This window comes from Microbacterium esteraromaticum (assembly GCF_028747645.1).
Classification (GTDB): domain Bacteria; phylum Actinomycetota; class Actinomycetes; order Actinomycetales; family Microbacteriaceae; genus Microbacterium; species Microbacterium esteraromaticum_C.
The window spans coordinates 813,930-837,759 of record NZ_CP118100.1 but is presented as its reverse complement, the minus strand read 5'-3'; the positions used below and the strand labels follow the sequence as shown (position 1 = coordinate 837,759).

24 protein-coding genes are annotated in these 23,830 nt (G+C 69.1%); 8 read left to right on the top strand and 16 right to left on the bottom strand.

The window, feature by feature from the left end; translation table 11 throughout:
- Positions 1 to 35 precede the first annotated feature (35 nt).
- The gene (locus tag PTQ19_RS03780; protein WP_179411538.1) at positions 36 to 1,244 is read right to left on the bottom strand and encodes a CaiB/BaiF CoA transferase family protein; all 1,209 of its coding nucleotides are present in this window, start codon (positions 1,242 to 1,244) and stop codon (positions 36 to 38) included.
- 206 nt (positions 1,245 to 1,450) lie between these two features.
- Between PTQ19_RS03780 and PTQ19_RS03775 the strand changes: the two genes are divergently transcribed.
- A complete protein-coding gene (locus tag PTQ19_RS03775; RefSeq protein WP_274368513.1) occupies positions 1,451 to 2,404 on the top strand; it encodes a ketopantoate reductase family protein in 954 nt (317 codons plus the stop codon).
- Between the two features lie 12 nt (positions 2,405 to 2,416).
- Here PTQ19_RS03775 and PTQ19_RS03770 read toward each other — a convergent pair whose 3' ends face one another.
- Positions 2,417 to 2,551 carry a hypothetical protein gene (locus PTQ19_RS03770; protein WP_263621584.1) on the bottom strand — a complete coding sequence of 45 codons (135 nt, stop codon included), beginning with the start codon at positions 2,549 to 2,551 and terminating at the stop codon, positions 2,417 to 2,419.
- A 276-nt stretch (positions 2,552 to 2,827) separates the two neighbouring features.
- Here PTQ19_RS03770 and PTQ19_RS03765 point away from each other — a divergent pair, with 276 nt between their 5' ends.
- Both PTQ19_RS03765 and PTQ19_RS03760 read left to right on the top strand, forming a co-directional pair.
- Complete coding sequence (locus tag PTQ19_RS03765) at positions 2,828 to 3,268, top strand: hypothetical protein (RefSeq protein WP_274368512.1); 441 nt, start codon at positions 2,828 to 2,830, stop codon at positions 3,266 to 3,268.
- A 492-nt stretch (positions 3,269 to 3,760) separates the two neighbouring features.
- The gene (locus PTQ19_RS03760) at positions 3,761 to 4,120 is read left to right on the top strand and encodes a hypothetical protein (RefSeq protein ID WP_224817401.1); all 360 of its coding nucleotides are present in this window, start codon (positions 3,761 to 3,763) and stop codon (positions 4,118 to 4,120) included.
- A 2-nt stretch (positions 4,121 to 4,122) separates the two neighbouring features.
- On the opposite strand, the gene PTQ19_RS03755 is transcribed toward PTQ19_RS03760, so the two are convergent.
- The 4 genes from PTQ19_RS03755 to PTQ19_RS03740 all read right to left on the bottom strand — a co-directional run bounded on the left by PTQ19_RS03755 (position 4,123) and on the right by PTQ19_RS03740 (position 8,144).
- Positions 4,123 to 4,623: a methylated-DNA--[protein]-cysteine S-methyltransferase gene (locus PTQ19_RS03755; protein ID WP_274368511.1), complete on the bottom strand. Its 501-nt coding sequence runs from the start codon at positions 4,621 to 4,623 to the stop codon at positions 4,123 to 4,125.
- Complete coding sequence (locus tag PTQ19_RS03750; RefSeq protein WP_274368510.1) at positions 4,620 to 6,104, bottom strand: DNA-3-methyladenine glycosylase 2 family protein; 1,485 nt, start codon at positions 6,102 to 6,104, stop codon at positions 4,620 to 4,622. The genes PTQ19_RS03755 and PTQ19_RS03750 overlap by 4 nt, the downstream gene beginning before the upstream one ends.
- 88 nt (positions 6,105 to 6,192) lie before the next feature.
- On the bottom strand, positions 6,193 to 7,071 hold the full coding sequence (ctlX, locus tag PTQ19_RS03745) for a citrulline utilization hydrolase CtlX (RefSeq protein WP_274368509.1): 879 nt from the start codon (positions 7,069 to 7,071) through the stop codon (positions 6,193 to 6,195).
- 35 nt (positions 7,072 to 7,106) lie between these two features.
- Positions 7,107 to 8,144, bottom strand: coding sequence for an ornithine cyclodeaminase (locus tag PTQ19_RS03740; protein ID WP_274368508.1), 1,038 nt, complete (start codon positions 8,142 to 8,144; stop codon positions 7,107 to 7,109).
- A 125-nt stretch (positions 8,145 to 8,269) separates the two neighbouring features.
- Between PTQ19_RS03740 and PTQ19_RS03735 the strand changes: the two genes are divergently transcribed.
- Positions 8,270 to 8,701 (top strand): Lrp/AsnC family transcriptional regulator, encoded by a 432-nt coding sequence (locus PTQ19_RS03735; protein WP_179411544.1) that lies wholly within the window; start codon positions 8,270 to 8,272, stop codon positions 8,699 to 8,701.
- Between the two features lie 169 nt (positions 8,702 to 8,870).
- Here PTQ19_RS03735 and purH read toward each other — a convergent pair whose 3' ends face one another.
- From purH to PTQ19_RS03720, 3 genes are read right to left on the bottom strand one after another with little or no spacing between them, the layout of a single operon-like run.
- Positions 8,871 to 10,478, bottom strand: a complete 1,608-nt coding sequence (gene purH / locus PTQ19_RS03730; RefSeq protein WP_179411545.1) for a bifunctional phosphoribosylaminoimidazolecarboxamide formyltransferase/IMP cyclohydrolase — start codon at positions 10,476 to 10,478, stop codon at positions 8,871 to 8,873.
- A 39-nt stretch (positions 10,479 to 10,517) separates the two neighbouring features.
- A complete protein-coding gene (gene purN, locus PTQ19_RS03725) occupies positions 10,518 to 11,099 on the bottom strand; it encodes a phosphoribosylglycinamide formyltransferase (protein ID WP_206550348.1) in 582 nt (193 codons plus the stop codon).
- 4 nt (positions 11,100 to 11,103) lie between these two features.
- The gene (locus PTQ19_RS03720) at positions 11,104 to 12,372 is read right to left on the bottom strand and encodes a DUF6350 family protein (protein WP_274368507.1); all 1,269 of its coding nucleotides are present in this window, start codon (positions 12,370 to 12,372) and stop codon (positions 11,104 to 11,106) included.
- Between the two features lie 90 nt (positions 12,373 to 12,462).
- Between PTQ19_RS03720 and PTQ19_RS03715 the strand changes: the two genes are divergently transcribed.
- On the top strand, positions 12,463 to 13,941 hold the full coding sequence (locus tag PTQ19_RS03715) for an NCS2 family permease (RefSeq protein WP_222445405.1): 1,479 nt from the start codon (positions 12,463 to 12,465) through the stop codon (positions 13,939 to 13,941).
- Positions 13,942 to 14,036: 95 nt separating this feature from the next.
- Here PTQ19_RS03715 and PTQ19_RS03710 read toward each other — a convergent pair whose 3' ends face one another.
- The 5 genes from PTQ19_RS03710 to sucC form a co-directional block, all read right to left on the bottom strand.
- Complete coding sequence (locus PTQ19_RS03710; RefSeq protein WP_274368506.1) at positions 14,037 to 15,254, bottom strand: Dyp-type peroxidase; 1,218 nt, start codon at positions 15,252 to 15,254, stop codon at positions 14,037 to 14,039.
- A complete protein-coding gene (locus tag PTQ19_RS03705; RefSeq protein ID WP_206820899.1) occupies positions 15,254 to 15,823 on the bottom strand; it encodes a copper chaperone PCu(A)C in 570 nt (189 codons plus the stop codon). Before PTQ19_RS03705 ends, PTQ19_RS03710 begins: the two co-directional genes overlap by 1 nt.
- Positions 15,824 to 15,952: 129 nt before the next feature.
- On the bottom strand, positions 15,953 to 16,564 hold the full coding sequence (locus tag PTQ19_RS03700) for a hypothetical protein (RefSeq protein ID WP_274368505.1): 612 nt from the start codon (positions 16,562 to 16,564) through the stop codon (positions 15,953 to 15,955).
- Positions 16,565 to 16,706: 142 nt separating this feature from the next.
- Positions 16,707 to 17,609, bottom strand: coding sequence for a succinate--CoA ligase subunit alpha (sucD, locus tag PTQ19_RS03695; protein ID WP_179411552.1), 903 nt, complete (start codon positions 17,607 to 17,609; stop codon positions 16,707 to 16,709).
- A 30-nt stretch (positions 17,610 to 17,639) separates the two neighbouring features.
- Positions 17,640 to 18,806, bottom strand: a complete 1,167-nt coding sequence (gene sucC / locus PTQ19_RS03690) for an ADP-forming succinate--CoA ligase subunit beta (RefSeq protein WP_179411553.1) — start codon at positions 18,804 to 18,806, stop codon at positions 17,640 to 17,642.
- A gap of 130 nt (positions 18,807 to 18,936) precedes the next feature.
- Here sucC and PTQ19_RS03685 point away from each other — a divergent pair, with 130 nt between their 5' ends.
- Entirely contained in the window at positions 18,937 to 19,596 is a 660-nt protein-coding gene (locus tag PTQ19_RS03685) for a TetR/AcrR family transcriptional regulator (protein WP_179411554.1), read from the top strand.
- A gap of 7 nt (positions 19,597 to 19,603) precedes the next feature.
- Here PTQ19_RS03685 and PTQ19_RS03680 read toward each other — a convergent pair whose 3' ends face one another.
- Positions 19,604 to 20,110 (bottom strand): hypothetical protein, encoded by a 507-nt coding sequence (locus PTQ19_RS03680; RefSeq protein WP_222445399.1) that lies wholly within the window; start codon positions 20,108 to 20,110, stop codon positions 19,604 to 19,606.
- An 80-nt stretch (positions 20,111 to 20,190) separates the two neighbouring features.
- Here PTQ19_RS03680 and PTQ19_RS03675 point away from each other — a divergent pair, with 80 nt between their 5' ends.
- Positions 20,191 to 21,642: a phytoene desaturase family protein gene (locus PTQ19_RS03675; protein ID WP_274368504.1), complete on the top strand. Its 1,452-nt coding sequence runs from the start codon at positions 20,191 to 20,193 to the stop codon at positions 21,640 to 21,642.
- A gap of 73 nt (positions 21,643 to 21,715) precedes the next feature.
- Entirely contained in the window at positions 21,716 to 22,750 is a 1,035-nt protein-coding gene (locus PTQ19_RS03670; protein ID WP_274369024.1) for an ATP-dependent DNA ligase, read from the top strand.
- Positions 22,751 to 22,756: 6 nt separating this feature from the next.
- On the opposite strand, the gene PTQ19_RS03665 is transcribed toward PTQ19_RS03670, so the two are convergent.
- Positions 22,757 to 23,824: a DNA polymerase domain-containing protein gene (locus PTQ19_RS03665; protein ID WP_274368503.1), complete on the bottom strand. Its 1,068-nt coding sequence runs from the start codon at positions 23,822 to 23,824 to the stop codon at positions 22,757 to 22,759.
- Positions 23,825 to 23,830: the final 6 nt, after the last annotated feature.

Here is a 23,830-nt window from a genome sequence, read left to right as displayed (position 1 = left end):
GAAAGGGGCTTTCGGCGTCTACGGGCAGCTACCGGTCAGACGGCGCCGGCGGCGCGCAGCTCGCCGATTCGGGCCTCGTCCAGTCCGAGCCACGACGCGTAGATCTCGGAGCTGTCGGCGCCGAGCTCGCGCCCGAGATGCTCGACTCGTCCCGGCGTGACCGACAACCGGGGCACGGGCGCCTGCACACGCATACTGCCGAGGTCGGCATCCGGCATCCGCACAAAGGTCCCACGCGCCTGGTGGTGCGGGTCGGCGAGAAGCTGCTCGGCGTCGTAGACCGGGGCGACGGCGACCTGCTCGTCGGCGAAGATGCGCATGACGTCATCGAACGGGTGCGCGCCGATCCAGTCGGCGACCATGGCATCGATCTCGTCGGCGCGCTGCAACCGCTGCTGCGGATCGGCGTAGGCGGGGTCGTCGACCAGCTCCGGTCGACCGATGGCCTTGTAGACGCGCAACGCGATCGACGGGGCACTGCCCGACATCACGATCCACCGCCCGTCCTGGGTCTTGTACGTGTTGCGCGGCACGGTGATCGCCCAGCGGTTGCCCGTGCGCGCCGGGTTCTCGCCGAGCTGGTCGAAGGTCAGCACCGACTGCTCGAGCAGCCGCGCCAACGGCTCGACCAGATTCACATCGATCTTCTGCCCGCCACCTCCGCGCACGTCGCGGTGGTAGAGCGCGATCAGCACGGCGTACACCGCGTTCAATGATGCGACACCATCCGCCAGCATGAAGGACGGCAGCGTGGGCGGGCCGTCGGCCTCACCCGTGGTGTGGGCGAACCCGCTCATCGCCTCGCCCAGCGTTCCGAACCCCGGACGGTCGGTGTCGGGGCCACCCTCGCCGAATGCGGTGATGTGCAGGTAGATCAGGTGCGGATGCGTCTCGCGAAGCGACTCGTAGTCGAGCCCCCACTTCTCGAGCGTGCTCGGCCGAGTGTTGAAGATGATGACGTCGGCCTCACCGGCGAGCTGCTTGAGCAGCTCCTGCCCCGCGGAGGTGCGCAGATTCGCGGTGACGGGCTTCTTGTTGCGCGCGACGCTCTTCCACATCAGGCCGACGCCGTCCTTGCGCACGCCCCAGGCGCGCAACGCGTCGCCGGCGTTCGGGTCTTCGACCTTGATCACCTCGGCACCGAACTCGGCCAGATAGGTGGCCACCAGGGGTGCGGCGGCGAGCGAGGCCGCGTCGATCACGCGCAGGCCTGCGAGTGCGCTCGTGGGCGTCGTGCCTGTCATGGGTATCTCCTCACGTGGGAAGGCTGGAAATCCTCATGCTAGAACTTGTGGATACAATTTGCCAGCATTCCGTGCCAACCCCGCCGGATGACCCGATTTCGCGAGGAATCTCCGGACTTTGATTGAAACTCAGCGCCGCGTCGGTCATGATGGGGATCACCCAGAGGTAAGACCACTGGCATCCACTGACCCGAGAGGACATACGCATGGCAAAGGTCGCTGTCGTCGGATGCGGAGCCATGGGCTCTGTCTATGCCGGCTTGATGCAAGAAGCCGGTCACGAGGTGCACGGAGTCACGCTGTGGACCGACCACGTCGCCGCGGTGAACGAACGCGGGCTGCGCGTGTACGGCGACAGCGGCGACCGCACGGTACGCCTCGCGTCGATGTCAACGACGACCGAGGGCATCGGCACCTGCGATCTGGTGATCATCGCGACCAAGGCGTACGACATCGCCGCCGCAGCGCAGTCGGTGGCACCACTGCTCGCCGAGCACACGATCGTTCAGACCGTGCAGAACGGGCTCGGTTCCCCGCAGATCGCTGCGGAGCACATCGATCCCGACCGCATCGCCGTCGGTGTCGTCGGCGGATTCGGGGCATCGGTGCCGACGCCCGGAGAGGCTCACCACAACGGTCGCGAGATCACGCGGTTCGGCTCGTACCGCGGACTCTCCCGTGAAGCGCTCGAGCGAGGCGGAGAGGTGTGGACCAGCGCAGGCTTCGGCGTGGCACTGTTCGACGACCTCGACCAGATGGTGTGGGAGAAGCTGATCATGAACGCGGCGTTCTCGGGAACCTCGTTCCTGACGGGCCTGCCCATCGGTCGCATCATCGATACGCCCGCCGCGTGGGAGATCGGCGGCGGGTGCGCACAGGAGGCGATCGACGTCGCGTCAGCGCTGGGGGTCACCCTCGATGTCGGCGACCCGATCGAGCACATCCGGCACCTCGGCACCAGAATCGGCGACGCCTACCCGTCGGTGCGGCTGGACGGCGTGCTGCGACGGCGCAGCGAGATCGATGCGATCAACGGCGCGGTCGCCCGCGAAGGGCGCCGCGCCGGAGTGCCGACGCCGATCAACGACATGGTCGTCACGCTCGTGCACGCCACCGAGAGCGCCTACGTCCACCTGGCGGATGTGACCCGCGTCGGCTGACCGCCCGGCAGATCAGCCGACGCCCACCGCTTCGCGCGCGAGCAGGCGCTGCTTGACCTCCAGCCCCCAGGCGAAGCGGACGAAGGGCTTCAGGCGCAGCAGCGCGGCGACGGTGGACAGAGACGACGAAGAAGCGGTGACAGACATGACTCTCAGTTGCGTTGCGAGCGGAAGACGAAGACGATGGCGGATGCCCGTGGCATCCGGTGTGAGGCAGTGCGACGCGCCGTGTCAGTGGCGCGGACCGCGATCAATCACGCAGGCGGGCTGCGCGCGAGCCGAGGGCGATGAACGTGACAATCGTCGTGGCCATGGTGTCCTCCTCAGGCTCGGCTTCGTCGGCCGGTCGGCGCGACAGCCTTTGAGCATATTCCCGCAAACGCATCTACCGCAAGAGAAATTTCCGGGTCGAAGGATCGGCGGATGAGCTCCCGCCTGCGCATCACCGGAATCGACACCGGACCCGCCGATCTGCCCGCCCAGCTTCCCGCCGAAGCGCGACTGCTGCGGCAGGCGCCGGGACCGGATCGACCGGACTACTTCTTCGCCGTGCTCGATGAGGCTATCGCCTACCGCACGACACTGACGGCCCTGAAGGAACTGGGGGTCGACCCGCAGGCCGCGGATCCGCAGCTGATCCGGATCGCCGATGACGACACGGTCGACCTGCGCGTGTTCGGGATCGTCTTCGCGGCCCGCAGCGCCGGCGAGATGCCGCACGCCGGGATGAAGGAGCTCCCGGTGTCGCTGGCCTACGTCGTCGACAACACCGCCATCCGCGACGAGGTCATCGACTTCTCCAAGCTCGTCTACGCCGCTGTCGCGTTCATCACTGACATCGACGCCGAGGCTGCCGCGGTCTGAGTACACCAAGCTGCTCGCTTCGGCTTCACCGTCCACGATCCGGTGAGATGCACATGGCACGAAAGCCCGAGTCGTTTCCATTCTGACGCTTGCACCGGATCGCCGCCTGATAGTACCTTCGCATGCACCGATGGATCCACGCAGATCATCGGCCCCGCGCGGGAGCTGGGAGGGAAGCGACATGCCCAGGAGACTATCGTTGCCGACATGGACGGGCGCCTGCCCTGGTGGATCCTGCGCCTTCACGTTCGTCTACGTCTCAGGCCCGTCACTCAAGGTGGCTGGCGGTGACAGCGGCGGCCCGTGGTTCTCTGGCGGTACAGCGTACGGACTGCTTAAGGGCGGGCCTGCGAGTGGAACATCCGGCTACGGCGTTTTTTCCAAGAGTGCTTATCTTTCAAACATGGGCTTGTCTCTTCTATGAACGCTCCGTGCACCTCGCGTATGGCACGGAGACAGCTGGGGGCCGGTGTCGCCTGCCTAGTTCTAGCCATGGTCCTTACTTCGTGCGCACCGCAGGGCGATGTCTCGGAGTTGGCGATACAGCCCCCGAGCGGAGGAGAGGGTGCAGATTCCGCTCTGCTGGACGGCGTACTTCGCCGGGACAGCGGATGCACCTATATCGAGCGCGACACGGGTGAGCGCGTGGTGCTGGTGTTCCAAGAGGGCGACGCGTCATGGCTCGATGACAACCTGGTGTTCACCGGCGCGGCGATCGATGTCGTATCCGCGACGGAGGGAGAGCACATCATGTTCGCCGGCAGCGCGCTCCCCGGTGGTCCTACCGACGAGATGACTGTCCCCGACGGCTGCCGCGACTTCACCGAGTTCTGGAACGTGCCGAGCGAGTGACATCAGCCGACGCCCACCGCTTCGCGCGCGAGCAGGCGCTGCTTGACCTCCAGCCCCCAGGCGAAGCCGCCGAGCGTGCCGTCGGCGCGCAGCACGCGATGGCACGGTACGAACAGGGCGGGTGCGTTGCGGGCACAGATGGATGCCGCCGCGCGCACCGCCTGGGGGCTGCCGAGCTCGACCGCGAACTCGCTGTAGGTCAGCGGGCTGCCCGGCGTGATCCGGCGCAGCGCCTCCCAGCCGGCCCGCTGCAGTTCGGTGCCGTGCTGGCGCACGACGACGCCGTCGATCGCCGACAGGTCGCCCGTGTAGTACGCGCGGGCCGCGCCGGCAGCATCCGTCGCCCCCTCCGCGATTCCGTCAGGGCGCAACGACGGATGCACCCGCGCGACGATCTCGGCGTGATCGGCGCTCCAGCCAGAGGCGAGCACGCGCTGCTGGGCGTCGGCAAGGATCGTCAGGGCGCCGTCAGGGGTGTCGATGGTCTGGATGAGAGCGGTCATGAGGACTCCTTCAGGGTTGTCTTCGTCTGGCGCGGCACCCGCACGGGCGCCGCGCGCCAGAGGTGCGCGGTGAGGTAACTGCGCCAGGGCGCCACGCGCGTGGCCCACTCGGCGAGGGGCTTCGCCTCGCCCGGTAGACCGCAGGCGGCAGCTCCGGCGCGCATGGCGACATCGCCGGGCAGGAACACATCGGGGTCGCCGATCACCCGCATCCGCACATAGTCCGCCGTCCACGGTCCGATACCCGGCATCGCGAGCAGCCGCTCCCGCTGCTCGGCCGCGTCGTCGCCGACCGTGAGCGTCAGCGACCCGTCGGCGAGCGCCGCCGCTGCCCCGGTGATCGCGCGGATGCGCGCGGCGGGGCCGCGCAGCACGTCGGTACCGTGCTCGGCGATCGCAGCCATGGTCGGGAACAACATTCCACCGTCAGCGGTGCGCTCCCCCAGGTGCTCGACCAGCGCCGTCAGCGCCGTGCGCGCGGCCGCGACGGTGATCTGCTGGCCGACCATGGCACGGATGAGCATCTCGTGCGGGTCGGCGGCGCCGGGCACGCGGATGCCCGCGAGCGCCGCGACGCGGGGCGCGAGCTGCGGATGCGCACTGAGCGCCTCGTCAACGGCCTGCGGATCGGCGTCGAGATCGAACAGCCGCCGCGCGGTCGAGACGAGCGGGGCGAGGTCTCCCAGACGGGTGACACGAGCACGCAGACGCAACTGCCCTTCTGGGGTCTGCCGCACCTCGAGATATGCGGGTCCGCCGGGCATCCGCAGGTTCCGCGCGAAGGACGTCGCCGTGGCGACCTCCATCCCGGGCAGCGCACGGTCGGCCATCCAGGCGAACACGCCACCGGCATCCATCGGCGCGCGATGCGGCAGCAGCAGGTCGATGACTCCGCTCTCGGCGCCGATGGCGCCGCGACGCCGGGCCCGCAGCTCGCCCGGAGTCATCGCAAAGACCTCGCGGATCGTGTCGTTGCACTGGCGGATGCTGGAGAAGCCGGCCGAGAAGGCGACCTCGGCGACCGGCAGATCGGTGCCGACCAGCAGCATGCGAGCGGTATGCGCTCGGTGCGCACGAGCCAGGGCGAGAGGGCCGGCGCCGAGTTCGGCGTTCAGTAGGCGGGTGAGATGCCGGGGCGAGTATCCCAGACGCTGCGCGAGCCCCGGCACGCCCTCGTGCTCCACCGTTCCGGCGGCGATCAGCCGCATCGCCCGCGCGGCCACGTCTCCGCGCAGGTTCCATGCCGGCGAGCCCGGAGCAGCCTCGGGCAGGCAGCGCTTGCAGGCCCGGTACCCCGCTTCGTGCGCGGCGGCACTGGTCGGGTAGAACGTCACGTTCTCGGGCTTCGGGGTGCGCGCGGGGCAACTCGGCCGGCAGTAGATGCCGGTCGAGCGCACCGCTGTGACGAACTGCCCGTCGAACCGCGTGTCGCGCGCACTGATCGCCCGGTACCGCTCGGCGTGCTCGGTTGTGAGGCTCATACGTCCATCGTGACACGCTCACCACCGCCGGGCTGGCGGAAATCGGACACGGCAGTGCGGTCTGTTCGGGCTGCTCTCGGACGAGTGTTCAGCGCGCGTCGAGGTGGATGCCCGCGAGCATGCAGCGTACGGAACCGCCGGCGAGCTCGATGGGCGCGACATCGACGGGTACGATCCGGCACGACGCCGACAGTGTCTGCACCTGCTCTTCGGTCAGGCTGCGATAGCCGGTCTCGGAGATCACCAGCATCCGCTCGCCGCCGTGCCCACGCAGTTCCAGCGCGTTGCCCGCGAACGCGGCGACCTGCTGAGCCGTCAGCGGGATCAGCGTGCGCCCGGTCTCGCGGATGCGCCGCGCGATCTCGTCGCGGCGCGCGTCGCCGACGATCGCGTCCAGCCCGATGAGGGCGATGTCGGTGCCGATGCACATCATGACGTTGGTGTGATAGATCGGCACCCCGTCGGGGTCGACCGCATCGAAGACGACCGGTTCATACCCGAACACCGTGCAGAAGCGCTCCACGAGCACCGGGTCGCAGCGGTTCGAACGCACCGCATAGGCGATCCGTGAAACGTGGTCGAGCACCATCGCTCCGGTGCCCTCAAGGAACAGGTCGTCGGGTTCGAGCCCCGAGTAGTCGATGACCTCCTGCACCCGGTACTGCGCCTTGAGCATCTCGATGATGTCGGCACGACGCTCACCTCGCCGGTTCGGCGCGTACATGGGGTACACCGCGACCCGGCCGCCGGCGTGTGTCGAGAACCAGTTGTTCGGGAAGACACTGTCGGGGTGGGCGTCGCCCTCGTCCTCGAACACGTGCACGCGCACACCCGCCTCGGTGAGACGCTCGGCGACCTGCGTGCACACGTCGTACGCCTCGCGCGAGACGTCGTGGTCGGCGGGGCGCTGGAAAGTGTTGTCGGCGGCCGTCTGCGGGTTCGGACGGAATCGGTGGGGACGGATCATCACCACCGCGCCCGGCGCCTGCGCCGAAGCTGCTCTCACGCCAGTGCGGGCGCGGCGGCGCCCTCGGCGACGAGCGCGAAGAGGTTCTTGGGGTCCTCGGGCTCGGCGATGATGTCGACCTCGGTGTAGAAGTCGGTACCCTCGATTGCGGCGGCGAGGTAGCGCAGGGCCGAGAAGTCCTCGACGGCGAAGCCGACCGAGTCGAACACCGTGATCTGGTCGGCGGATGCCCGGCCCGTGGCCTCGCCGCGCAGCACGCGCCACAGCTCGGTGACGGGGTGCTCGGGGTCGAGCTGCTGGATCTCGCCCTCGATACGGGTCTGCGGCGGGTACTCGACGAAGATCTCGGCGCGGTGCAGAATGCGGGCGTCGAGCTCGGTCTTGCCCGGGCAGTCCCCACCGATCGCGTTGATGTGCACGCCGGGGCCCACCATGTCGTCGGTGAGAACGGTGGCGTTGGCCTTGTCGGCCGTGCAGGTCGTGATGATCTGCGCGCCCGCGACCGCCTCGGCGGCACTCGACGCACGCACGATCTCGAAGCCCAGCGGGCGCATGTTGCGCTCGAACACGTCGAGCGCGTTCGGGTCGGTGTCCCACACACGCAGGTGCGTGATGCCCAGCAGAGCGCGGAAGGCCAGAGCCTGGAACTCGGCCTGGCTGCCGGTGCCGATCATGGCCATCGTCGTGGCATCCGCCGGAGCGAGCACGCGGGCGACCATCGCAGACGTCGCGGCGGTGCGCAGTGCCGTGAGGATGGTCATCTCGGTCCACAGCGTGGGGTAGCCGCTGTCGACGTCGGCCAGCACACCGAAGGCGGTGACGGTCTGCAAGCCCCGCCCGGGGTTGCTCGGGTGGCCGTTGACGTACTTGAAGCCGTACTGCTCGCCATCGCTGGTCGGCATCAGCTCGATCACGCCGATGTCGGAGTGGCTGGCGACGCGTGCGGTGCGGTCGAACTGCTCCCAGCGACGGAAGTCCTCCACGAGCGTGTCGGCGATCCCCTCGATGGCACGCTCGATACCGGTGCTGATCAGCCAGCGGCGCATGTTCGGAACATCGACGAAACGGACCATCGCCCATCCTCTCTCTCGTGGAGATCCCAATCTACGAGGCCCGCGATGGCACTTTCAATCAGCAACATGGATCATTTGCATCGCAGATCATGCATTCTGATTACTCAGGATGTAAGTTCTGAAGAATGAGTTCCCTCGATGACCTCGATCGCCGCCTGCTGTCTCTGTTGCGCGCGAACAGTCGCGAGTCGGTCGTCAACCTCGCCCGCCGCCTGGGCGTCACCCGTGCCACCGTCGACAGCCGCTTGAAGCGGCTCGTCGAGAGCGGAGTGATCGTCGGGTTCTCGGTGCGCGTACACGACCCCGCCGAGACCTCGATCGTGCGGGCCATCATGCTGATCGCCGTCGAGGGTCGCAACACCCGAGAGGTGATCCGCAGCCTGCGGGGCGTGCCGCAGATCGCGTCGCTGCACACCACGAACGGGCGGTGGGACCTGGTGGCCGACATCAGCTGCGACAGCCTGGCCTCATTCGACGAGACGCTGAGCGTCATCCGCGGCATCGACGGCATCCGCGACAGCGAGACGAGCATCCTGCTGAGCTCCGCGACGATCTGACCTCGCCGCCTCACCGCGCCTGCTTCCACCCCGGCCTGCCCCTATCGCCGACACCCCCAGTACACGCCGAGACCCCCTGCTGCAGGCGACTGCAGCAGGGGGTCTCGGCGATAGACAGGGGTGTCGGCGGGCTGACCCGGGGAGCGTCGGGCCCCGAGCCCCGCGTGAGTCAGTGGAAGAAGTGACGCTCTCCGGTGAAGAACATCGTCACGCCCGCCTTGCGAGCCGCGTCGATCACCTCGGCGTCGCGCACCGATCCACCCGGCTGCACGATCGCCGTGATCCCGGCGTCGATGAGCACCTGCGGTCCGTCGGCGAACGGGAAGAACGCATCGGATGCCGCCACCGAGCCGGCTGCCCGGTCGCCGGCGCGCTCGACCGCGAGGCGGCACGAGTCGACTCGGTTGACCTGCCCCATGCCGACGCCGACGGTCGCGTTGCCCTTGGCCAGCACGATCGCGTTCGACTTGACGGCGCGGCACGCCTTCCACGAGAAGATCAGGTTCTCCATCTCGGCGTCATCGGGGCGCTCGCCCGAGACGAGCTCCCAGCCCTTGGCGACCGAGAAGATGTCGTCGGGGAACCGGTCGGCGTCCTGCAGCAGCAGACCGCCCGAGACGAGACGCACGTCCATACGCTCCTGCTGCCAGTCGTCGGGCAGCTGCAGCAGACGCAGGTTCTTCTTGGCCTTGAAGACCTCCAGTGCCGCCGGCTCGAAAGCGGGGGCTACGATCACCTCGGTGAAGATGTCCTTGAGGTTCTCGGCCATCTTCAGCGTCACGGTGCCGTTCGCCGCGATCACACCGCCGTACGCCGACACCGGGTCGCACTCGTGGGCGCGCAGGTGCGCGCTGGCGATCGGGTCGAGCGCGTTGGGAGCGGTCGTGGCGATACCGCACGGGTTGGCGTGCTTGATGATCGCCACCGCGGGGAGCACCATGTCGTAGGCGGCGCGCAGCGCGGCATCCGCATCGACGTAGTTGTTGTACGACATCTCCTTGCCCTGCAGCTGCGTGGCCTGGGCGATGCCGTGACCACCCGCGCGGGTGTAGATGGCGCCGCGCTGGTGCGAGTTCTCGCCGTAGCGCAGCGTTGCCAGGCGCTCGGCCTTGACGGTGAGGTGCGCGGGCAGATCGCCGGCCTCGGCGAGGGTGCCCTCGGCGAACCACTGCGCGACCGCGGAGTCGTAGTTGGCGGTGTGCGCGAACGCGCGGGCGGCGAGTTCGCGGCGCTGCACGAGCGTCGTGCCGCCCTCTGTCACCGACTCGATGATCGCCGGGTACGACTCGGGCGAGACGACGATGGCGACGTTGGCGTGGTTCTTGGCCGCGGCGCGCACCATCGCGGGGCCGCCGATGTCGATCTGCTCGACGATCGCGTCGGGCTCGGCACCGGATGCCACCGTCTCGACGAACGGGTACAGGTTGACCACCACGAGTTCGAAGGGCTCGATGCCGAGGTCGGCGAGCTGGCTCTCGTGGTCCTGCAGGCGCAGGTCGGCGAGCAGGCCGCCGTGCACGTTCGGGTGCAGCGTCTTCACGCGGCCGTCGAGCATCTCGGCGACACCGGTGACGGCGGCGACGTCGGTCACCTCGTGCCCGGCGTCGCGGATGGTCTGCGCGGTCGAGCCGGTCGAGACGATCTCGACACCGGATGCCGCCAGCGCGGCGGCCAGTTCGAGCAGGCCGGACTTGTCGCTGACCGACACCAGCGCGCGCCGGATCGGGACCAGGTCGCGGTCGCGGTACAGCGAGGGGTCAAGGCGGGGGCCGGCCATGAGGGTGCTCCTTCGTTCGTGCGGGTGTCGTTCGGGCGGTCAGGATGCCAGCGGCAGGTCGCCGGTCGCGATGCGCTGCACCACGTCGATGAGCAGGCGCCGCTCAACGGGTTTGATGCGCTCGTGCAGAGTGGCCTCGGTGTCTCCGGGCAGTACCGGGATGCGCTCCTGGGCAACGATGGGACCGCTGTCGACCCCGGCGTCGACCACGATCACGCTGGCGCCGGTCTGCGTCACCCCGGCGGCGAGCGCGTCGCGCACGCCGTGGGCGCCGGGGAACTCGGGCAGATACGCGGGGTGCGTGTTGATGATGTTCGGGGCGTACCGGTCGACCACGGCGGCGGGCAGCAGGCGCATGAGTCCGCTGAGCACGATCAGGTCGGGCTGCCAGACATCGAGCTGCGCGGCGAGCTCGGCGCCCCATTCCTCGCGGGTGGCGTACGCCGTGTAGGGCACCGTGAACGAGGGGATGCCGAACTCCTCGGCGTGCGCGAGACCGGCCGCATCCCGATCGGCTCCGACGGCGACCACACGCGCCGGGAAATCGGGGTGGCTGGCGGCCTCGAGCAGGGCCCGAAGATTCGAGCCGGTACCAGAGATGAGAACGGCGAGCGTCAGCACCCGGTCAGTCTACCGGGGCGGTGAGGGCGGCCATCTCTTCGTTCCAGCGGTCGGTGCGCTCCTCGGCGAGTTCGTCCGGATGGCGCGGCGTCAGCAGCAGGATGGCGCTGCCGATCAGCACCTCGACGCCGACCGCGAGGGCGAACGCGCCGACGTGGGGTCCGGCCTCGGCCATGCGCCCGGGGCCGATGGATCCGGATGCGAGTACCGCAGCAAGAGCGGCAGCCCCCGCCGACAGCAACGCGATCCCACCGGAGATCGCCGCGCGGGGCGCGAACGCGTCGCCCATGCCCTCCCACACCAGTCGCGAGCGCACCATCCAACCGGCGAGCGCACCGCACCCGATGGGGACGAGCACGATCACCAGCGTCCAGATCGACGAGTTCTCGGGAACCAGACCGAGCGCGGGGAACCCCGGGAGCGGTCCGAGCTCGGTGCCGACCGGCGACACGGAGGTGCCGGTGCCGATCGCGAATCCGGGGCCGGCGATCCAGGCGGCCGCCCACACCAGCAGGGTGGGCACGTACGCCAGATGCACGATCGTGAGCATGGTCGCCCCGAGCGCATCGACGTGCGCGGCCTCGAACAGCGCGATGACCTCGCCACCGCGCAGCAGCGTCATCACGGCGAACCCGAGCCCCGCGGCGCCGGTCAGGGCGAGCAGGGCGATACTCGCCCCGCGGATCGCCTCGCCGGGCACCGGAGACCAGTCACCCCATCCGTCGACGATGTCGTGCAACCAGTCGATGAGGCCGCCGTCGCCCTCGGTCCAGGCATGCACCAGCGCGCCGATCAGCAGTCCCGCGAGATACACGGATGCCGGGATGGCGATCGCCGCCCACAACGGCGCGCGCAGCAGCGAGGCCTGCGCGGTCAGCGCGACGATCACGGTGATCAGCGTGAAGGTGAGGGCGCCCGATGCGACACCGTACGCCCAGGATCCCGCGATGGCCGCGCGGCGGCCCGAGCGCGCCGAGAAGAGCGCTCCGAAGGCAAGCAATGCGAGCGGCGGCACGGACAGCGCGAACTGGGCAGCGCTCTTCGGGATCGCCAGTGCAGACAGCACCTCATCCGGCAGAACGACCTCGAGCGGCACGCCATGACCGAACTGCCACAGCGCACCCGTGAGGGGCCACAGTTCGCCCCACTGCGCGCTCGCGCCGAACGCGAGCACCCACAGCAGGGTGAGCGGCGCGAGCACGACCGCCAGCCCCACAGCCGCCGCGATAGCGGCGTCGAGAGCGGCGAGAAGCAGGACGGTGACGCGTTGCATGACTGTTCGAGCCTACGACGTGGATCGTTGGCATCCGCCCCGGCCACGCGCGCAGGCGCCGACACGATAGATTCACAGCGGAGGTTCTCGATGACAACTGCCCCTACCCGCCCCGACACCGAGCCCAAACCCACCGGCTCACTCGACCGCTACTTCGAGATCACCAAGCGAGGGTCCAGCTTCGGCGCTGAGATCCGCGGTGGTCTGGTCACCTTCGTGACGATGGCGTACATCGTCATCCTCAACCCGATCATCCTCGCCGGCAAACCCGATGTCGCCGGTAACATGCTCGACTTCAACGCCGTCGGCGCGGCCACCGCGCTGACCGCGGGTGTCATGACGATCCTGTTCGGGCTCATCAGCCGCCTGCCGTTCGGCTTCGCGGCAGGGCTCGGCATCAACGCGTTCGTGGCCTTCAGCGTCGTCGGCCAGGTCACCTGGCCCGAGGCGATGGCGCTGGTGATGATCAACGGCGCGCTGATCGTGCTGCTGGCGGCCACCGGTCTGCGCAAGGCGATCTTCGACGCCGTGCCGTTCGAGCTGAAGATCGCGATCACCGTCGGCATCGGCCTGTTCATCGCCTTCATCGGCTTCGTCAACTCGGGCTTCGTCACCGCGACCGGCACCAGCTCTCCCCCGGTGGGCCTGGGCGTGAACGGCTCGGTCGCCACCGTGCCGACCCTGCTGTTCGTGGTGACCCTGCTGATCACGGGCGTGCTGGTCGCCCTGCGCGTCAAGGGCGGCATGCTGATCGGTCTGGTCACCGGTACGGTGCTGGCCGTCATCGTCGAGGCGATCTGGAAGATCGGCCCGCGCACCTTCGACGCCGAGGGCAACATCGTCAACCCGGGCGGGTGGGGCCTGACGGTTCCCGCACTGAACGGCTCGCCGATCAGCGTGCCCGACCTCAGCCTGATCGGTGCCGTCGACTTCACGTTCGACCTGGGCAAGGTCAGCTCGGTCGCCCTGGTGATGATCGTCTTCACGCTGCTGTTCACGAACTTCTTCGACGCCATGGGCACCATGACGGGCCTGGCGAAGGAGGCCGACATCGCCGACAAGAAGGGCGACTTCCCGCGCATCAAGTCGGCGCTGGTCGTCGAGGGTGTCGGCGCGATCGCCGGTGGTGCGACCTCGTCGTCGTCGAGCACGGTGTTCATCGAGTCGGGCGCCGGCATCGGTGAGGGTGCGCGCACCGGATTCGCGAACCTCGTCACGGGCGGCATGTTCCTGATCGCGATGTTCTTGACCCCGCTGACCTCGATCGTGCCGACCGAGATCGCCGCGGCCGCCCTGATCATCGTGGGTGCGATGATGATGGCGCAGATCCGTCACATCGACTTCGCCGACTTCCGCGTGCTGCTGCCCGTGTTCCTGACCGTCACGGTGATGCCGCTGACGTACTCGATCGCCAACGGCATCGGCGCGGGCTTCGTCAGCTGGGTGATCATCCACGCGTTCTCGGGCCGCGCCAAGCAGATCAGCCCGTTGCTGTGGGTGGTCGGCGCAGGCTTCCTGATCTTCTTCGCCCGCGGGCCGATCGAGATGCTCTTCGGCGCCAGTATCTGAGGCGCTTCACACGGAAGGGGTCGGATGCTGGCATCCGACCCCTTCCGTTTATCCGGCGTTGCTCGACGCGGTCGCCACCGCCTGAGCGGCGGACCTCAGCCCTCCAGCAGGGTCTCGCCGATGTACCCACCCTCACGGCATCCGGGCGGGATCGCGAACACGGCGCTGCCGATCGGCGTCGTCCACAGGTTCAACAGGTCGGCCTGCGCCAGACGCTCCTGCATCGGCGTGAACTGCCGGGCGACATCGGCCTGGAACGAGATGAAGACGAGTCCCGACTCCGACACGGATGCCCCGGTCGGCGGCACGTCGTAGTTGTACGCGCGTCGGAAGATGCGCTCACGCGGGTCGGATGAGCGCGCCCGGCGGATGTGCGCCAGATCGTCGATCACGGGGAACCCGCGCGGGCCCTTGGCCTCGAAGTCCGGTTCGTCGTGCTCATCCGTACCGGTCAGGGGTGCGCCGTTTCCGAGCGTTCGACCGATGGAGAACTCCCGGGCGATGCGGTCGGCCTCGTCCCATTTGTCCACGTCCATGCGGATGCGCCGCACGACCATCCCGGTGCCGCCCGCGAGCCAACCGTCACGGCTCCAGACGATGTCGTCGAACGCCTCTGTACCGGGGCGAACGTTCTCGGTGCCGTCGACCTGCCCGAACAGGTTGCGCATGGTCGTTCCGGGCGCCACGGTGCCGTGGGCGCGACGGAAGCCGTGCTGCAGCCACCGCACGGTTGCGAAACTGCGGGTGTCTTTGAGGAGCATCCGCGTCGCGTGCGCCACGGTGAGCGGGTCGTCGGCGGCGATCTGCAGCAGCAGATCGCCGTGGCTGAACTCGTCGAGCAGCGCGTCGATCGAGAACGGCGGCAGCGGCGCCAGCCAGGTCGGCGCCGAGGCTCCGGCCCGCGCGACGAACGCCGGGCCGAATCCGAACGTCACCGTCAGGTTCGCCGGGGATGCCGCCAGTTCCGGCTCGGAGTCCGCGAGGGCGGGGATGCCCGCGGTCAACCGTGCGGCATCGTCCGACAGCAGGCGCATCATTCGGCGCAACGCCTCGCGATCCGCCTCGGGGAGCAGATCCAGGGCGACCAGTGTGGCGTGCGCCTGCGCGTCGGTGCCGATCCCGGCCTGGTGCGCCCCGTGGAAGGGCACGATCCCCTCACCGTTGAGCGGCGCCGGAGTGGCGGCTGCGCGCGCGGCTATGCCGCGATCGATTCCGAGTGCCACGGCCGCGCCCGCACCGGCGGCAGCCCCTCCGAGGAGGAGCTGCCGCCGGGTGGCGCCGCGCCGAGGCCCGTTGACCTCGTGCGCCGACATCAGTTCTCGCCGTGCCCTTCGTGGCCCGACTCGTCGTCCATCTCGTGATCAGCGTCGTGATCCATGTCGTGGTCGGAGTACTCCTCCTGCGCGCCGGAGTAGTCCTTCACCGGGGCGGTGAACGTCATGGTGGAGTCATCCGCGAACGTGAGGGTGAACGAGAGCTCCTCCCCCGCGACGACGGGTCCGGTCAGTCCCATCAGCATGAGGTGGTCTGCGCCGGGCTCGAGGGTGAGCGAGCCGTCGGCGGGAATCGTGAAGCCGTCCTCGACCTCGCGCATGGTCGACTTGCCGGCGTCGTCCACGACGATCTCGTGCAGCTCGGTCGATCCGGCGACCTCGGTGGTCGCCGAGACGACTACGACATCCTCATCCGAAGCGTTGGTGAGCGTGCCGAACGCTGCGGTCATCCCCTCGGGGGCCGCCTTGACCCAGCCGTCGGTCATCGTGACGCTCTCGCCCGCTGCTGACGAGGCCTCGGCCACGGGTGAGCAGCCGGTCAGGACGAGCAGCGCTGCGGCGACGATCGAGACGCGGCGGGTGGTGCGCAGGCGGGTGTTGGTGTTCATGTCAGTGGTGCCTTTCGAGACTCTTCTGCGGGCGCGCGGGCGCGCGACCGCGCACGCCGGCTCAGCCGTGCGTGCAGGTCACCCGTTATCGACGGGCGTCGCCCCGCACCACTCGGAGGGTGGGGGCGCTCAGAGAATCGAGAACAGCGGAGGACCGCGACGTCGCAGCTGATGCACCACGCGCAGCGCGATGTGCGAACGGACATTGCCCTCCGGCGCGGGCCGCGCGGCGCGCGGACGCGCTTCGACCGGCAGTACCAGGGCGCGCGCGAGCACGGCGACGACCCAGCCGACGACGGTGCGTGCGGCGTGCAGCAGTTGCTGGATCGCCCGCTCGCCACGGTAGAGCAGCAGCGTCGTGGCGCCAGCCGCCAGGGCGTGCCCCAGCCACATCCCCGCATCCGGCGCCACGAGGGCGAGGTCTCCCACCGCCGCGGGCAGCAGGAGCGGTGCGCCGTGCTGGTGCCCCAGCGCCATGCCGGACGGCGTGATCGCCCCGAGCACGAAGAGCGTGTGGAACAGGAACTGGCTGACCGTCACCGACAGCGATAGGCGCAGCAGCGAGAGTCGACGCCCGGCCAGCACGACGCTGACCATCATCGACAGCAGGAGCGGAACGAGTACGCCCAGCCATCCGGGCATCTCACCGTCTGCCGCGACGTGCGAGAGCAAGGCGGTGAAGGTGGCCACCGCCGCCGCCGCCGAACCCCGCAGCAGGTGCGGGAGTCTCGACGGGCGCATGTCTCCATTCTGCCAGGCCGGGCGCAGCGTCCGTGCACGTGCCGCGCACCCTCGCCGGAAATGACGAAGGCCCCGGAGAATGACGAAGGCCCCGAGGTGGAGCTCGGGGCCTTCGTGGATCAGTCTACTCGCTTCAGAGTGCTTACAGCGCCTCGACGATCGCGCGCATCAGTTCAGCGGTCTCGGACGGCGTCTTGCCGACCTTGACACCGGCGGCCTCCAGGGCCTCCTTCTTCGCCTGAGCGGTGCCCGCCGAGCCCGAGACGATGGCGCCGGCGTGGCCCATGGTCTTGCCCTCGGGAGCCGTGAAGCCCGCCACGTAGCCGACGACCGGCTTGGTGACGTTCGCCTTGATGTACTCGGCCGCACGCTCTTCAGCGTCGCCACCGATCTCACCGATCATGACGATCGCCTTGGTGTCGGGGTCGGCCTCGAACGCGGCAAGCGCGTCGATGTGCGTGGTGCCGATGACCGGGTCGCCGCCGATGCCGATGGCGGTCGAGAAGCCGATGTCCTTCAGCTCGAACATCATCTGGTACGTCAGCGTGCCCGACTTCGACACCAGGCCGATGGGGCCGCTGCCGGTGATGTTCGCCGGGGTGATGCCGGCGAGCGCCTCACCGGGGGTGATGATGCCGGGGCAGTTCGGGCCGATGATGCGGGTCTTGTTGCCCTTGGACTTGGCGTACGCCCAGGCCTCGGCGCTGTCGCCGACCGGGATGCCCTCGGTGATCACCACGAGCAGCGGGATCTCGGCATCGATGGCCTCGATCATCGCGTCCTTGGCGAACTTCGGCGGCACGAAGGCGACCGAGACGTCGGCGCCGGTCTTCTGCATGGCCTCGGCGACCGAGCCGAACACGGGCAGCTCGATCTCGCCCTCGTGCGGCTTCTCGTGCGTGACGGTGGTGCCGGCCTTGCGGGCGTTGACACCGCCGACGATGTTGGTGCCGGCCTTGAGCATCAGTGCGGTGTGCTTGGTGCCTTCACCGCCAGTGATTCCCTGGACGATGACCTTGGAGTCCTTGTTGAGGTAGATCGACATATCTTCTGTCCTTCGCAGTCTCAGTCGGGCTCAGGCGTTCGCCAGCTCGGCGGCCTTGTCGGCACCCTCATCCATGCCTGCGGCAAGGGTGACCAGCGGGTGGTTGGCCTCGGCGAGGATCGCACGACCCTCTTCGACCTGGTTGCCGTCGAGACGCACGACGAGCGGCTTGGTCGCCGCGTCGCCGAGGATCTCGAGCGCCTTGACGATGCCCTCTGCGACAGCGACGCACGAGGTGATGCCACCGAAGACGTTGACGAACACGCTCTTGACCTGCTCGTCGCCCAGGATGACGTCAAGGCCGCTGGCCATGACCTGCGCGTTGGCGCCGCCACCGATGTCGAGGAAGTTGGCGGGCTTGACGCCGCCGTGGTTCTCGCCGGCGTAGGCGACGACGTCGAGCGTCGACATGACCAGGCCCGCGCCGTTGCCGATGATGCCCACCTGGCCGTCGAGCTTGACGTAGTTCAGGCCGGCGGCCTTGGCCTTGGCCTCGAGCGGGTCGGCGGCGTCCTTGTCTTCGAGCGCCTCGTGTGCGGGGTGGCGCACCTCGGAGCCGTTGTCGTCGAGGGTGACCTTGCCGTCGAGGGCGATGATGTCACCGGACTCGGTGCGCACCAGCGGGTTGACCTCGACGAGCGTGGCGTCCTCGCCCTTGTAGACGTCGTAGAGCTTCACGAACACGTCGGCGACCTTCGAGACGAGCTCGTCGGGGAAGTTCGCTGCCTTGGCGATCTCGATCGCCTTGGTCTTGTTGATGCCGACCAGCGGGTCGACCTCGATGCGCGCGAGCGCCTCGGGCTTTTCGACGGCGAGCTGCTCGATCTCCATGCCGCCCTCGACGCTGCACAGCGACAGGTACGAGCGGTTGGCGCGGTCGAGCAGCACCGAGAAGTAGTACTCGTCGGCGATCGCGGCGCCCTGGGCGACCATGACGCGCTTGACGATGTGGCCCTTGATGTCGAGGCCGAGGATGGCCTTGGCCGCCTCGTACGCCTCGTCAGGAGTCTTCGCGACCTTGACGCCGCCGGCCTTGCCGCGACCACCGGTCTTGACCTGCGCCTTCACGACGACAACACCGCCGATCTTCTCGGCCGCCGCCTTCACCTCCTCCGGCGTATCCGCGACGATGCCGGCAAGAACCGGCACTCCGTACGATTCGAAAAGGTCTCGTGCCTGGTACTCGTAGAGATCCACTCTGCAGTCCTTCGCTGGTTGCGGCGGGTGGGACGCGACAAATGTGTCGGGTGTCGATATCATTCGACCCGATCCTCAAGCCTACTACCGCCCCGCGACAACGCGAGCACGCCGGGTCTAGGCTTCCGATATGCAGCATCCGACCCCGCTCCACTCCGGCGTCGTCGCCGCCGCCCTCGAGCTGTTCGCCACGCAGGGCTTCGAGGCGACCTCCGTCGAGCAGATCGCCAAGGCCGCCGGAGTCTCGCGCTCGACCTTCTTCCGCCAGTTCGGCGGCAAAGAGGATGTGATCTTCACCGATCACGAGCAGATGCTGAATGACCTGCGCGAGTTCCTCGACCGCCCGCACGAAGACCCGTGGGCCGCCGTATGCGAGGCCTCCGAGCAGGTGTTCACCGCGTTCGTGCAGAACCCCGTTCTGGCGCGGCGCCGCTACGAGGTCGTGCGTGAGGTGCCGGTGCTGCGCGAGCGCGAGATCATCACCGTGTTCCGGTACGAGCGACTGTTCGACGAGTACCTGCGCAGCGCCCTGCCGGGCCTGGCGCCGATCGATGCGGTCGGTTTCTCGGCGCTGGTCACCGCGGTGCACAATCACGTACTGCGGCAGCTGCTGCGTGGGGCGGACGTGCCCGTGACGGTGCTGCGCACCGCCCTGGACGACGTCCGCCGCCGCTACGGCGTGCTTCCGGGCGCCGCCGAAGCGGCATCCGATGATGTCGTGGTGGCCGTCTTCCCGCGATCGATGCCGATCGCCGAGATCTCACGCCGGGTTCAGGCCGAACTGTCGTGAGCGCTGCTCACTCGTCGCAACCGCAGCGGCCGGCCGCGGTCTTGACCATGAAGCACGTATCGCACACGCCGTAGTCGCGCTCGATCGGCTTGGGCTTGACCGCACGGGGCTCGGCCTTCGGTTTGGCCGCCGAGCTCGCGCGCGACGAGCCGGAACGCGAACCGGTACGACCTGCGGACGGTGCCCCGGGGAGCACGCTGGGGTGGTTGACGTAGAAGTACGGCGCGCGTCCTTCGCTGGGAAGCAGCGGCAACGCGCGTCCGGCGACGAGCACCTGCTCGTCTTCGGTGAACCCGTTGGTGTAGGTGCGGCCGATGTGCAGTGCGGCGCCGTCGCGACGCAGCGCCTCGATGTAGCGACCGCGGTCGATGTAGGAGGTGACACCGACGGCGTCGGTGACGGCGACGATGAACTCGTGGTTCTCGTCGGGGATCCGGTGCGCGCGCAGCGCATCGGCGAGGGATCGGTACGGGCGGGAGGTTCCTGCGGGGGTCGGCCCCTGGACTTCGTTCATCGCTTCAATTCTCTCACCCCGTAAGCCGCGCCGACAGCCGTTCCCGCGCCCCTGGCCGACCGCCGTGCGACACTGAGGGCATGGCACGGGCGACAGTCATCGGCAGCGGACCGAACGGGCTGGTCGCGGCGGTGTCGCTGGCCCGCGCCGGCTACGAGGTCGAGGTGCTCGAGGCCGCGCCGACGGTCGGTGGTGGTGTGCGCACCGAGTCCGCACCCCTGCCGGGATACGTGTGGGATGTCTGCTCGGCGGTGCATCCGGCGACGGTCGCGTCGCCATTCTTCCGCGCTTTCGACCTCGCCTCCCGCCTGGAGTGGATCACTCCCAAGATCTCATACGCGCATCCGTTGGACGACGGTCGCGCCGCGATTGCGTGGCGCGATCTGGAGCGCACGGCGGATGCCCTCGGCCCCGACGGCCGACACTGGCGGGCCCTGCTGCGCCCCCTGGTGGGACGCATCGACGGGGTCGTCGACTTCACCGGCGACAGCCTGCTGCGCCTGCCCCGAGACCCGGTCGCGGCGGCGCGCTTCGGCATTCGGATGCTCGAACAGGGCACCCCGTTGGCGCGGACGTCCCTGCGCACCGAGGCCGGTGCCGCGCTGCTGTCCGGCGTGATCGCGCATGCGAATGTGCCCTTGCCCTCCCTCAGCGGAGCGGCGGCGGGACTGCTGCTGGCCGCTCACGGCCACGCGGCCGGCTGGCCGTACCCGCGCGGTGGGGCGCAGCGCATCGCGGATGCCCTGGTCGCAGACCTCGCAGCGCACGGCGGCCGGGTGCGCACGGGTCGGTACGTCGACGACGTGGCGGCTCTCGACTGGGGTGACCCCGCGCAGGGGGATCTGCTGCTGTTGAATTCATCACCGCGACTGGCGCTGACGCATCCGCGGATCCCCGCCGGCTACGCGCGGGCGCTGCGCGCTTACCGCTATGGCCCGGCCGCCGCCAAGGTCGACTTCGCGCTCGATGGCCCCGTGCCGTGGGCGAATGCGCAGGTGGCGCACGCTCCGACCGTGCATGTCGGCGGCACGCGCGAAGAGATCTGGGCGAGCGAGAACGCTGTGGCCCGCGGCACGGTCGCCGATCGTCCGTACGTGCTGGCGGTGCAACCGTCGGTGCTCGATGACAGCAGGGCACCGGCGGGTCACTCGGTGCTGTGGACGTACATACACGTACCGGCTGGTTCGCGGCTCGACCCGACCGAGCTGATCACGCGCCAGATCGAGCGCTTCGCCCCCGGCTTTCGCGACCGGATCCTGACCAGTCGCGCCGTCGCCGCATCCGATCGCGCGCTGCTGAACCCGAGCGAGATCGGCGGTGACATCTTCGGCGGCGCGTTCACGATCCGTCAGGCGTTCCGCCGCCCCGTGCTCTCCCCCTCCCCCTGGCGCACGCCGATGCGCGGGGTGTACCTGGCGTCGGCGTCCACCCCGCCCGGCCCCGGCGTCAGCGGGATGGCCGGTTGGCACGCGGCCCGCACCGCGCTGCGCGACGCCGGCACGCCCGTCGCGCTCGACACGCTGTTCCCCTGATCAGTGGGCGTCCCGAACTGCCGGTGGCACGTCGGGGTTGCGGGCGCCGGCCGCCTGCGGGGTAATGGATGCCATGTATGAGATCCCGGCACCGATGCTGGCCAAGGCCGCGGCATCCGTTCCCGATCCCACGCAGCGTCCGCTGCTCTACGAACCGAAGTGGGACGGCTTCCGCGGGTTGATCGCGTGGGACGGTACGGAGCTTCGGATCGGATCCCGCGGCGCGAAGCCGCTGACGCGGTACTTTCCCGAGCTGGTCGAGCAACTGCCCGCGCTGTTGCCCGGCCCCTGCCTGCTCGACGGTGAGATCGTCGTCGCCACCGGCGAGGCGGGCGCGCAGCGACTCGACTGGATCGCGCTGAGCCAGCGCATCCATCCCGCCCCCTCGCGCGTCGCGCGGCTCGCGGCCGAGACGCCGGCGTCGTTCATCGCCTTCGATCTGCTCGCCGAGGGTGCCGACGATCTGCAGCCACTGCCGTTCCGTGAGCGCCGGGCACGGCTGGAGCGGATGCTGGCGCGCACCACCCCTCCCCTGCACCTGACCCGCACCACTGACGATCCCGATCTCGCCCGGCGGTGGCTGGCCGAGTTCGAGGGCGCCGGATTGGATGGCGTCGTCGCGAAGCCCCTGGATGATGCGTATGCCCCCGGCAAACGGACGCTGATCAAGATCAAGCACGCCCGCACCGCCGACGTTGTCGCGCTCGGGTATCGGGTGCACAAGAGCGGGTCGGGCGTCGGATCGCTGCTGGTCGGCCTGTACGACGCCGACGGTGCGCTGCGTCAGGTGGGCGGCGTGGCGGCGTGGTCGGATGCCATGCGCCGTCAGCTCGTGACCGAGCTGGAGCCCCTCGTCGAACGCGACGACTCGGGGGCGGCCGTGACCGGCGCGGGGGAACGGTCGCGATTCAGCGGCGCGAAGGACGTGTCGTTCGTCCGGCTGCGCCCGGAGCGCGTTCTGGAGGTGCGCTACGACCAGCTCGAGGGCGATCGGTTCCGGCACACGGTGCAGTTCGCACGGTGGCGTCCCGATCGCGACGCGCGCTCGTGCACGTACGAGCAACTCGAGACGGTGACCGGGTACGACCTGGCGAGGGTGCTGACCTGAGTCGCCTCACTCGGCGCTGTCAGGCCAGTGCGCGGCGACCTTGCGGCTCGGTTGCACGCGCGGCGGCTCGCCGGGCATCTTGGGGAACTCGGGAGGGAAGGGCAGTTCGCCCAGTCCGTTCGCGAGATCGCGCTCCCACCATTCCAGCAGCGTGTCGATGCGCCCCGGCGCCCGATGCATGTCGGCCCACGGGTCGCCCACCTCGGCGAGCCGATGCGGGATGCTGCGCACGGTGTGCCGTGTCGGATCGACGTCATCGAGTTCGTCCCAGCGCAGCGGCGTCGACACCGGTGCGCCCGGAATCGCCCGCGGACTGTATGCCCCGGCCATCGTGCGGTCGCGATTGGCCTGGTTGAAGTCCACGAAGACGCGCTGACCGCGCTCCTCCTTCCACCAGTTCATCGTCACCCGATCGGGCATCCGCCGCTCCAGCTCACGCCCGGCGGCGATCACGGCATGTCTGACGACGAGGAACTCCCATGCGGGCTCGATGGGGCAGAACACGTGCAGTCCCCGGTTGCCGCTGGTCTTGATGAAGGCTTCCAGCCCCGCCTCGGCGAGCATCGCGCGCAGCTCGTGCGCCGCGGCCACGGTCTCGGTGATCCCCGTGCCCGGCTGCGGGTCCAGGTCGATGCGCAGCTCAACCGGGTTGTCGGTGTCGCCGGCCAGCGACGCCCACGGATGGAACACGATCGTGTTCATCTGCACGGCCCATACGATCGCGCTGGCGCGGTTCAACACGATCTGCGGATGCCGCCGGCCGCTGTTGTAGGTGACGGTGACGGCATCGACGTAGTCGGGTGTGCCCTTGGGCGGGTTCTTCGAGAAGAACCCTTCGGCCCTGCCGCCGGATGCCGTTGTCACCCCATCACGGAACCGCTCCAGCGACACCGGCCGGTGTCCGTTGGATGCCAGGAACGGCACCGAAACCTGCTGCACGTAGTCGGCGTACTCGGCCTTGGTGATTCCGTCGGCGCCGTCGACCGGCCAGATGACTTTGTTCGGGCTCGACAGCGACACGTCGCGCTCGCCGTCGGTGTCGTGCACAGTCACGGTCACGCGTTCGGAGGCCATGCCCCC

Coding starts and splice junctions, on each gene's coding strand:
- PTQ19_RS03780 (WP_179411538.1), bottom strand. CDS start 1,244: ATGACAGGCACGACGCCCACGAGCGCACTCGCAGGCCTGCGCGTGATC.
- PTQ19_RS03775 (WP_274368513.1), top strand. CDS start 1,451: ATGGCAAAGGTCGCTGTCGTCGGATGCGGAGCCATGGGCTCTGTCTAT.
- PTQ19_RS03770 (WP_263621584.1), bottom strand. CDS start 2,551: ATGTCTGTCACCGCTTCTTCGTCGTCTCTGTCCACCGTCGCCGCGCTG.
- PTQ19_RS03765 (WP_274368512.1), top strand. CDS start 2,828: ATGAGCTCCCGCCTGCGCATCACCGGAATCGACACCGGACCCGCCGAT.
- PTQ19_RS03760 (WP_224817401.1), top strand. CDS start 3,761: ATGGTCCTTACTTCGTGCGCACCGCAGGGCGATGTCTCGGAGTTGGCG.
- PTQ19_RS03755 (WP_274368511.1), bottom strand. CDS start 4,623: ATGACCGCTCTCATCCAGACCATCGACACCCCTGACGGCGCCCTGACG.
- PTQ19_RS03750 (WP_274368510.1), bottom strand. CDS start 6,104: ATGAGCCTCACAACCGAGCACGCCGAGCGGTACCGGGCGATCAGTGCG.
- ctlX (WP_274368509.1), bottom strand. CDS start 7,071: ATGATCCGTCCCCACCGATTCCGTCCGAACCCGCAGACGGCCGCCGAC.
- PTQ19_RS03740 (WP_274368508.1), bottom strand. CDS start 8,144: ATGGTCCGTTTCGTCGATGTTCCGAACATGCGCCGCTGGCTGATCAGC.
- PTQ19_RS03735 (WP_179411544.1), top strand. CDS start 8,270: ATGAGTTCCCTCGATGACCTCGATCGCCGCCTGCTGTCTCTGTTGCGC.
- purH (WP_179411545.1), bottom strand. CDS start 10,478: ATGGCCGGCCCCCGCCTTGACCCCTCGCTGTACCGCGACCGCGACCTG.
- PTQ19_RS03720 (WP_274368507.1), bottom strand. CDS start 12,372: ATGCAACGCGTCACCGTCCTGCTTCTCGCCGCTCTCGACGCCGCTATC.
- PTQ19_RS03715 (WP_222445405.1), top strand. CDS start 12,463: ATGACAACTGCCCCTACCCGCCCCGACACCGAGCCCAAACCCACCGGC.
- PTQ19_RS03710 (WP_274368506.1), bottom strand. CDS start 15,254: ATGTCGGCGCACGAGGTCAACGGGCCTCGGCGCGGCGCCACCCGGCGG.
- PTQ19_RS03705 (WP_206820899.1), bottom strand. CDS start 15,823: ATGAACACCAACACCCGCCTGCGCACCACCCGCCGCGTCTCGATCGTC.
- PTQ19_RS03700 (WP_274368505.1), bottom strand. CDS start 16,564: ATGCGCCCGTCGAGACTCCCGCACCTGCTGCGGGGTTCGGCGGCGGCG.
- sucD (WP_179411552.1), bottom strand. CDS start 17,609: ATGTCGATCTACCTCAACAAGGACTCCAAGGTCATCGTCCAGGGAATC.
- PTQ19_RS03685 (WP_179411554.1), top strand. CDS start 18,937: ATGCAGCATCCGACCCCGCTCCACTCCGGCGTCGTCGCCGCCGCCCTC.
- PTQ19_RS03680 (WP_222445399.1), bottom strand. CDS start 20,110: ATGAACGAAGTCCAGGGGCCGACCCCCGCAGGAACCTCCCGCCCGTAC.
- PTQ19_RS03675 (WP_274368504.1), top strand. CDS start 20,191: ATGGCACGGGCGACAGTCATCGGCAGCGGACCGAACGGGCTGGTCGCG.
- PTQ19_RS03670 (WP_274369024.1), top strand. CDS start 21,716: ATGTATGAGATCCCGGCACCGATGCTGGCCAAGGCCGCGGCATCCGTT.
- PTQ19_RS03665 (WP_274368503.1), bottom strand. CDS start 23,824: ATGGCCTCCGAACGCGTGACCGTGACTGTGCACGACACCGACGGCGAG.